The 6,508-nt window shown below is 77.4% G+C and carries 8 protein-coding genes; 6 read left to right on the top strand and 2 right to left on the bottom strand.

The genetic code is table 11. From position 1 onward, the window contains the following. A partial coding sequence (locus AC5FZL_RS14675) for a DEAD/DEAH box helicase (RefSeq protein WP_493619632.1) occupies window positions 1-1,500 on the bottom strand: 1,500 nt, incomplete at its 3' end. Window positions 1,501-1,666: 166 nt separating this feature from the next. Here AC5FZL_RS14675 and AC5FZL_RS14670 point away from each other — a divergent pair. After that, on the top strand, window positions 1,667-2,329 hold the full coding sequence (locus tag AC5FZL_RS14670; protein WP_493619631.1) for a ferritin-like fold-containing protein: 663 nt from the start codon (window positions 1,667-1,669) through the stop codon (window positions 2,327-2,329). Window positions 2,330-2,406: 77 nt separating this feature from the next. Here AC5FZL_RS14670 and AC5FZL_RS14665 read toward each other — a convergent pair whose 3' ends face one another. Next, entirely contained in the window at window positions 2,407-2,631 is a 225-nt protein-coding gene (locus AC5FZL_RS14665; protein ID WP_493619630.1) for a DUF3107 domain-containing protein, read from the bottom strand. A gap of 222 nt (window positions 2,632-2,853) precedes the next feature. Here AC5FZL_RS14665 and AC5FZL_RS14660 point away from each other — a divergent pair, with 222 nt between their 5' ends. From AC5FZL_RS14660 to AC5FZL_RS14640, 5 genes are all read left to right on the top strand, one after another. Then, complete coding sequence (locus AC5FZL_RS14660; protein ID WP_493619629.1) at window positions 2,854-3,714, top strand: hypothetical protein; 861 nt, start codon at window positions 2,854-2,856, stop codon at window positions 3,712-3,714. Window positions 3,715-3,739: 25 nt separating this feature from the next. Beyond that, a complete protein-coding gene (locus AC5FZL_RS14655; RefSeq protein ID WP_493619628.1) occupies window positions 3,740-4,510 on the top strand; it encodes a DUF3152 domain-containing protein in 771 nt (256 codons plus the stop codon). Continuing rightward, window positions 4,507-5,622 (top strand): molybdopterin-synthase adenylyltransferase MoeB, encoded by a 1,116-nt coding sequence (gene moeB / locus AC5FZL_RS14650; RefSeq protein ID WP_493619627.1) that lies wholly within the window; start codon window positions 4,507-4,509, stop codon window positions 5,620-5,622. Before AC5FZL_RS14655 ends, moeB begins: the two co-directional genes overlap by 4 nt. 29 nt (window positions 5,623-5,651) lie before the next feature. Beyond that, complete coding sequence (idi, locus tag AC5FZL_RS14645; RefSeq protein ID WP_493619626.1) at window positions 5,652-6,182, top strand: isopentenyl-diphosphate Delta-isomerase; 531 nt, start codon at window positions 5,652-5,654, stop codon at window positions 6,180-6,182. Further along, the coding region (locus AC5FZL_RS14640) for an MGMT family protein (RefSeq protein WP_493619625.1) at window positions 6,179-6,508 on the top strand (330 nt) is incomplete at its 3' end. The genes idi and AC5FZL_RS14640, both read left to right, overlap by 4 nt.

Raw genomic sequence — 6,508 nt, 5'->3', positions numbered from 1 at the left:
GCGGGCCCCGCGCTCGCCGCGGCCTCCGCTGCGCGAGCCGGCGCCGTCGCGGGCCGGCCGGTCGCCCTCGGAGCTGCGCCCGGCGGTCGCGTGACGGCGCCCGGTCTCGCCCAGGTCCTCGACGGCCTCGGCGTCCAGGCCCTCGCGGGTGCGCGCCGAGCGGGGCAGCGTGCCCTTGGTGCCCGCCGGGATGCTGAGCTCCTCGAACAGGTGCGGGGAGGTGGAGTAGGTCTCCACCGGCTCGGGGATGCCGAGGTCGAGGGTGCGGTCGATCATCGACCAGCGGTGCAGGTCGTCCCAGTCGACGAAGGTCACGGCGATGCCCGTGGCCCCGGCGCGGCCGGTGCGGCCGATCCGGTGCAGGTAGGTCTTCTCGTCCTCGGGGCACTGGTAGTTCACGACGTGGGTGACGTTCGTGACGTCGATGCCGCGGGCGGCGACGTCGGTGGCCACGAGCACGTCGACCTTGCCGTTGCGGAAGGCGCGCAGGGCCTGCTCGCGCGCGCCCTGCCCGAGGTCGCCGTGCAGCGGGGCGGCGGCGAACCCGCGGCTGGCGAGGTCGTCGGCCACCTTGGCCGCGGTGCGCTTGGTGCGCGCGAAGACGATGGTCAGCCCGCGGCCCTCGGCCTGGAGGATGCGGGCCAGCACCTCGACCTTGTCCATGGCGTGCGCCCGGTAGACGACCTGCTTGGTCGCCTTCACGGTGGCGCCGTCGTCGTCGGGGTCGGCGGCGCGGATGTGCGTCGGCTGCGTCATGTAGCGGCGGGCCAGGGTGACCACGGGGCCGGGCATGGTGGCCGAGAAGAGCATGGTCTGGCGGCCGGCCGGCGTCATGGCGAGCAGGCGCTCGACGTCGGGGAGGAAGCCCAGGTCGAGCATCTCGTCGGCCTCGTCGAGCACGACGATGCGCGCGCTGCCGAGCTTGAGGTGGCCCTGCTGGGCCAGGTCGAGCAGGCGCCCGGGGGTGCCGACGACGACCTCGACGCCGCGCTGCAGCGCCTCGACCTGCGGCTCGTAGGCCCGGCCGCCGTAGACGGTGAGCACGCGGGCGGCGCGGCCGCTGGCGGCGCGCTCGATGTCGCGGGCCACCTGCACGGCGAGCTCGCGCGTGGGGGCGACGGCCAGGGCCTGCGGGGCGCCGGGGTCCGCCAGGGCGTCCCAGCCGGGCTCGCCCGGGCCCGAGACCCGCTGGAGCAGGGGGATGCCGAAGCCCAGCGTCTTGCCGGTGCCGGTCTTGGCCTGGCCGATGATGTCGTGGCCGGCCAGGGCGACCGGGAGGGTCATCGCCTGGATCGGGAACGGGTGGACGATCCCCGCCGCGGCGAGCGCGTCGACGATGGCCGGCTGCACGCCGTAGTCGGCGAAGGTCGCCTCGACGACCGGCTCGACGGCCGGGGCGGGGTCGGGCACGGCGGCCTCGAGGGCCTCCGCCTGCTCGGCGGTGGTCACCTCGAGGTCGTCCTCGGGGGTGGTGCCGGTCTCAGGGGTGGTGTCGGGCACGCAGACGCCTCACGTCTCGGTGCGGGGGCCTCTCGTCGGGCGCCTCGGTGGGCGTTCGCCGGCGGGCTCCGCCGCTGCGGTTCGGAAGCCGATCGTGGCTGCGACCGGTCGACCGAGGTGAACGTCCCCATGGTACCGCGAGGCCCGGGCCCTAGGCTGGCTCACCATGACGACGGGTGACGAGGCCGAGGTCGACCTCCTGGGCGCGCTGGCGTACGGCGAGCTGACGGGCTTCCTGCGCCTGGCCCACGACGCCACCGCTGCGCCCACGCTGCCGGAGATGGCGGCCCTGGGCGCCCTGGCCGTCGACGAGTTCGAGCGCTACCGCCTGCTGCGCGACCGGATCGTCGAGCTCGGCGCCGACCCGGAGGCCGCGATGGCCCCGTTCGTGCCCGCCGTCGACTCCTACCACGAGCGCACCGCCCCGGCGGACTGGCTGGAGGGCCTGGTGAAGGCGTACGTGGGGGAGGGCATCGCCACCGACTTCTACCGCGAGATCGCCGTGTTCCTGCCCGAGTCGACGCGCGAGCTCGTGCTGCGGGTGCTCGTGGACACCGGCAACGCCGAGTTCGTCGTCGGCGCCGTGCGCCAGGCGATCACCGACGACCCGCGCGTGGGGGGCCGCCTCGCGCTGTGGGCCCGGCGGCTCGTCGGCGAGGCCCTCAGCCAGGCCCAGCGGGTGGCCGCCGACCGCGACGCGCTGGCGCACCTGCTGCTCACCGGCAGCGGCTCCGCGCCCGGCGCCGACCTCGTGGAGTTCGGGCGCATCTTCAACCGGATCACCGAGGAGCACGTGCGCCGCATGTCGCGCCTGGGCCTCACGGCCTGAGCCCCCGACCGCCGGACGCACGACGGCGCCCGCCCCCCGAGGGGAGCGGGCGCCGTCCTGCGTGAGGGGAGCCTGCGTCAGCGGACGCCGAAGCCCACCTTGCGGGCCTCCTCGGCCCCGACCTCGACGTAGGCGATGACCGAGCCGGAGACGAGCACCGTGCGCCCGCGCTCGTCCTGCAGGCGCAGCACCGAGCCGTCCTTCAGCGCTGCGGCGACCGCGGTGCCCACCTCGGCGGCGGTCTGGTCGGACTCCAGCACGACCTCGCGCGCGGCGTTCTGCACGCCGATCCGAACCTCCACGGGGAGTCCTCCTCTGTCTGCGGGGCGTCACCGGACGGCGCCCTCGTGCCTCTGCCTCCATCTAACCGCCCCGGTCGCCCCGCCCTTCCCCGGAGGCCGGTCGCGGCCGCGGGGATCTCGCGTTCCCCGTGTCCGGGACGTCCCGAGGTGTCACACTCCGTGCACCAGCAACTCCGGATCTGCACCATCCCGGAGCCGCCCTCGGAGCACCGCGGAGGTGCCGTGATCCAGACCACCCAGCGCAGGAGCTCGGGCGAGCCCGGCGACCAGGTGGCCAGCGTCGTGCGCGCGGCCCTGGCCGTGCCCGGCGTCAGCGCCGTCCGGATCGAGCCCGACGCCGACGGCGTGGCCCTCCTGCGCCTCGAGCTCGACCCCGGTGCCGACGAGGACGCCGTCGCGCGCGCCGTGGACGAGCGGGTGCAGGCCGCCGCCATCCCGGCCCAGGCGGCTCCCGTCGAGGCTCCCGTCGAGGCGCCGGCCGCGGCGGCTGCGCCGGCCCCCGCTCCCGTGGCGGCCCCGGTGGCCGCTCCCGTGTCGACGCTGCCCACCCAGGCCCCGCGCCCCACGGGCCGCGGCCGCTCCGGGCGCACGTCGGTGCCCGCGGTGAGCTCGCCGACCGTGGCCTCCACCCCCGCGCCGCAGTGGCTGGGCGAGACCGCGCCGAGCACGGCCCCGGACGCCGCCCAGCGGCTCGTGCTCGAGCGCGTCAGCGTGGTCACCGAGCGCTTCTCCACCACCGCCACGGTGGTGCTGGCGCAGGGCGCCAGCAGCCACACCGGGGTGGCCGACGCCGCCGCCACCGCCAGCGGGGCGCACCGCAGCCTCGCGGCGGCCACCGTGCGGGCGCTGGAGTCCGCCGTGGCGGGTCGGATGCGCGCCGAGGTCGACGCCGTCACCGTCGCCCCGGTCGGCGGCGAGGAGACCGCCGTCGTGCTCCTGAGCCTGGCCACCGAGCGCGGGCAGGAGCGCCTCACCGGCGCCAGCCTGGTCGAGCGCGACCCGCAGCGGGCCGTCGTCAAGGCCGTCCTGGCCGCCTGCAACCGCCGCCTCGCCCTCGACCTGACCGACCGCTCCGGGCGCTGAGCCCCCGCGTGCGACCCTGGGAGCCGTGATCCCCGCTCCCCGCCGTCCCGGCGCCGTTCTGGCGGCGCTCGCCGCCGTCCTGCTGCTGTGCGCGGGGTGCGCCGGGAGCTCCTCGGCCTCCGGCGCCGCCGGTGCCGACGGTGCCGCCGCGTCGGCCGCCCCCCAGGGCGAGGCGAGCGCGTCGCCGTCCAGCCCGAGCAGCCCGTCGACCTCCACCCCGCCGCCGCCGGACCCGGCCGTGGTCGCCGACACCGCCGCCGGCGTCCTCTCCCGCGACGTGCCGCAGGTGGGCACGGGCGAGTTCACCGCGGTACCGGGCTCCACCCCGCCGAGCGGCCCCGGGAAGGTGCTGACGGTGCGCGTCGAGGTCGAGGGCGGCCTGCCCGCCGACCCCGCCGCCTTCGCGGACTTCGCCATGGGCGTGCTGGCCGACCCGCGCGGCTGGGGCCAGGACGGCTGGGCCTTCGCCCGCACCGACGGCCCGGCCGACGCGGTGCTCACCCTGGCCAGCCCCGACACCTCCGCGGCGCTGTGCGCGCCGCTGGAGACGATGGGCACGCTGTCGTGCCGCAACGGCGACCGCGTCGTGCTCACCTGGTACCGGTGGGTCAACGGCACCGAGGACTACGGCAGCGACCTCACCGGCTACCGGCAGTACGTCGTCAGCCACGAGGTCGGGCACCGCCTGGGCCACGGCCACGAGCCGTGCCCCGGCCCGGGCCAGGTGGCGCCGACGATGATGCAGCAGACCAAGGGCGTGCAGCCCTGCACGCCGAACCCCTGGCCGCACCCGTGAGCGGGCCCCTCGTCGAGCCGGGCCCGGAGCTCACCGCGGCCGAGCGGGCCCGCTACGCGCGACACCTGCTCCTGCCGGGCTTCGGCTCCGACGCGCAGCGGCGCCTGCGCGCCTCGCGCGTGGCCGTGGTGGGGGCCGGGGGGCTGGGGTCCCCGGTGCTGGCCTACCTGGCCGCGGCGGGCGTCGGCGAGCTCGTCGTCATCGACGACGACGTCGTCGAGGCCTCCAACCTCCAGCGCCAGGTGCTGCACGGCGTGGGCTCCCTGGACCGGCCCAAGGTCGACAGCGCGGCCGAGGCGGTCGCCCGGATCGACCCGTCGGTGCGCGTGGTGCGCTCCCGCGAGCGCCTCACCGACGACACCGCCGACCGCCTCCTGGCCGGCGTCGACCTCGTCGTGGACGGCGCCGACAACTTCGCCACCCGCTACGCCGTCGCCGACGCCTGCACCCGCCTCGGCGTGCCGGAGGTGTTCGGGTCGGTGCTGCGCTTCGACGCCCAGGTCGGGGTGTTCTGGGCCGGTCACGGGCCCACCTACCGCGACGTGTTCCCGGTCCCGCCACCGGCCGGCTCCGTCGCGTCGTGCGCCGAGGCCGGGGTGCTCGGGGCCCTGTGCGGCGTCGTGGGGTCGGTGATGGCCGTGGAGGCCGTCAAGCTGCTCACCGGGGTCGGCGAGCCGCTGGTGGGGCGGCTGCTCGTGCTCGACGCCCTGGCGATGTCCTGGCGCACCGTGCGCGTGCGCGCCGGCGACCCGTCCGCGCCCGTGGTGGCGGCCCCGCCGGAGCCCGAGGCGCTGCCGGCCGACGCCGTGGTCACCGCGCCGGAGCTGGCCCGGCTGCTGGCCGACGACGCGGTGCTGCTCGTGGACCTGCGCACCGAGGCCGAGCGCGAGGTCGCCGTCCTGCCCGGCGCCGTGGCGGTGCCGCTGGACGACGTGCTGGCCGGGACCGCCGACCTGCCCGCCGACCGCCGCGTGGTGCTGCACTGCCGCTCCGGCGCCCGCTCGGAGCGGGCGGTGCGCGCGCTGCGGGCCGCGGGCCACCCGGACGCCGCCCACCTCGAGGGCGGGCTGCTGGCCTGGGCCGCGCTGGTCGACCCCGCGCTGGCCACCTGACCGCCCGCTCGCCCGCCTAGGCTGGTGGCGTGAGCGCCCCCGCTGAGCAGGTCGTCCTGCTGGACGCCGACCGGAGGCCGGTGGGCACCGCCGACAAGGCCACCGTCCACACCGCCGACACCCCGCTGCACCTGGCCTTCTCCTGCTACGTCAGCGACGGCCGGGGACGGCTGCTGCTGACCCGCCGCGCGGTGACCAAGGCCACCTGGCCGGGGGTGTGGACCAACACCGTCTGCGGCCACCCGGGCCCGGCCGAGGGGTTCGAGGACGCCGTCGCCCGCCGCGCCCGCCAGGAGCTCGGGCTCGTGGTGCGCGACGTCGTCCAGGTGCTGCCCGACTTCGCCTACCGCGCGACCGACGCCTCGGGCCTCGTGGAGAACGAGGTGTGCCCGGTGTTCACCGCCGTGGCCGACGCCGACCCGGAGCCCGACCCGAGCGAGGTCGCCGAGTGGGCGTGGGTGGAGTGGGACGACGCCCTGTCGGTGGCCACGCGCTCGCCGTGGGCGCTCAGCCCGTGGGCGGTGCTGCAGCTGCCGCTGCTGGACGCCGTCCGGCGGTGAGCCCGCGTCCGCCCGGGACCCCGCCGGGCACCCGCTACCTGGACGCCGTGGCGCCGCTGGTCGAGGCGATCCCGGAGGGGCTCGCGCTGACCTACGGCGACGTCGCCGAGCTGACCGGCTGGGGCGCGGCGCGCGCCGTCGGGGCGGTGATGTCCCGCCACGGCCACGAGCTGCCCTGGTGGCGCGTCGTGCGCGCCGACGGGTCGCTGCCCGAGGGGCTGCTGCCGCGGGCGCGCCTGCACTGGGACGAGGAGGGCACGCCGCTGCGCCCCGGCGGCGGCGCCGTCGACCTCACCCGCGCCCGCTGGGACGCCGAGGCCGTGCTG

The organism is Quadrisphaera sp. DVD1 (assembly GCF_058932755.1).
The sequence above is the reverse complement of the archived record's forward strand: the minus strand, read 5'-3'. Positions and strand labels throughout refer to the sequence as shown.

Excerpts from the sequence above, each read along its gene's own strand:
- AC5FZL_RS14670 (WP_493619631.1), top strand. The coding sequence starts at position 1,667 with ATGACGACGGGTGACGAGGCCGAGGTCGACCTCCTGGGCGCGCTGGCG.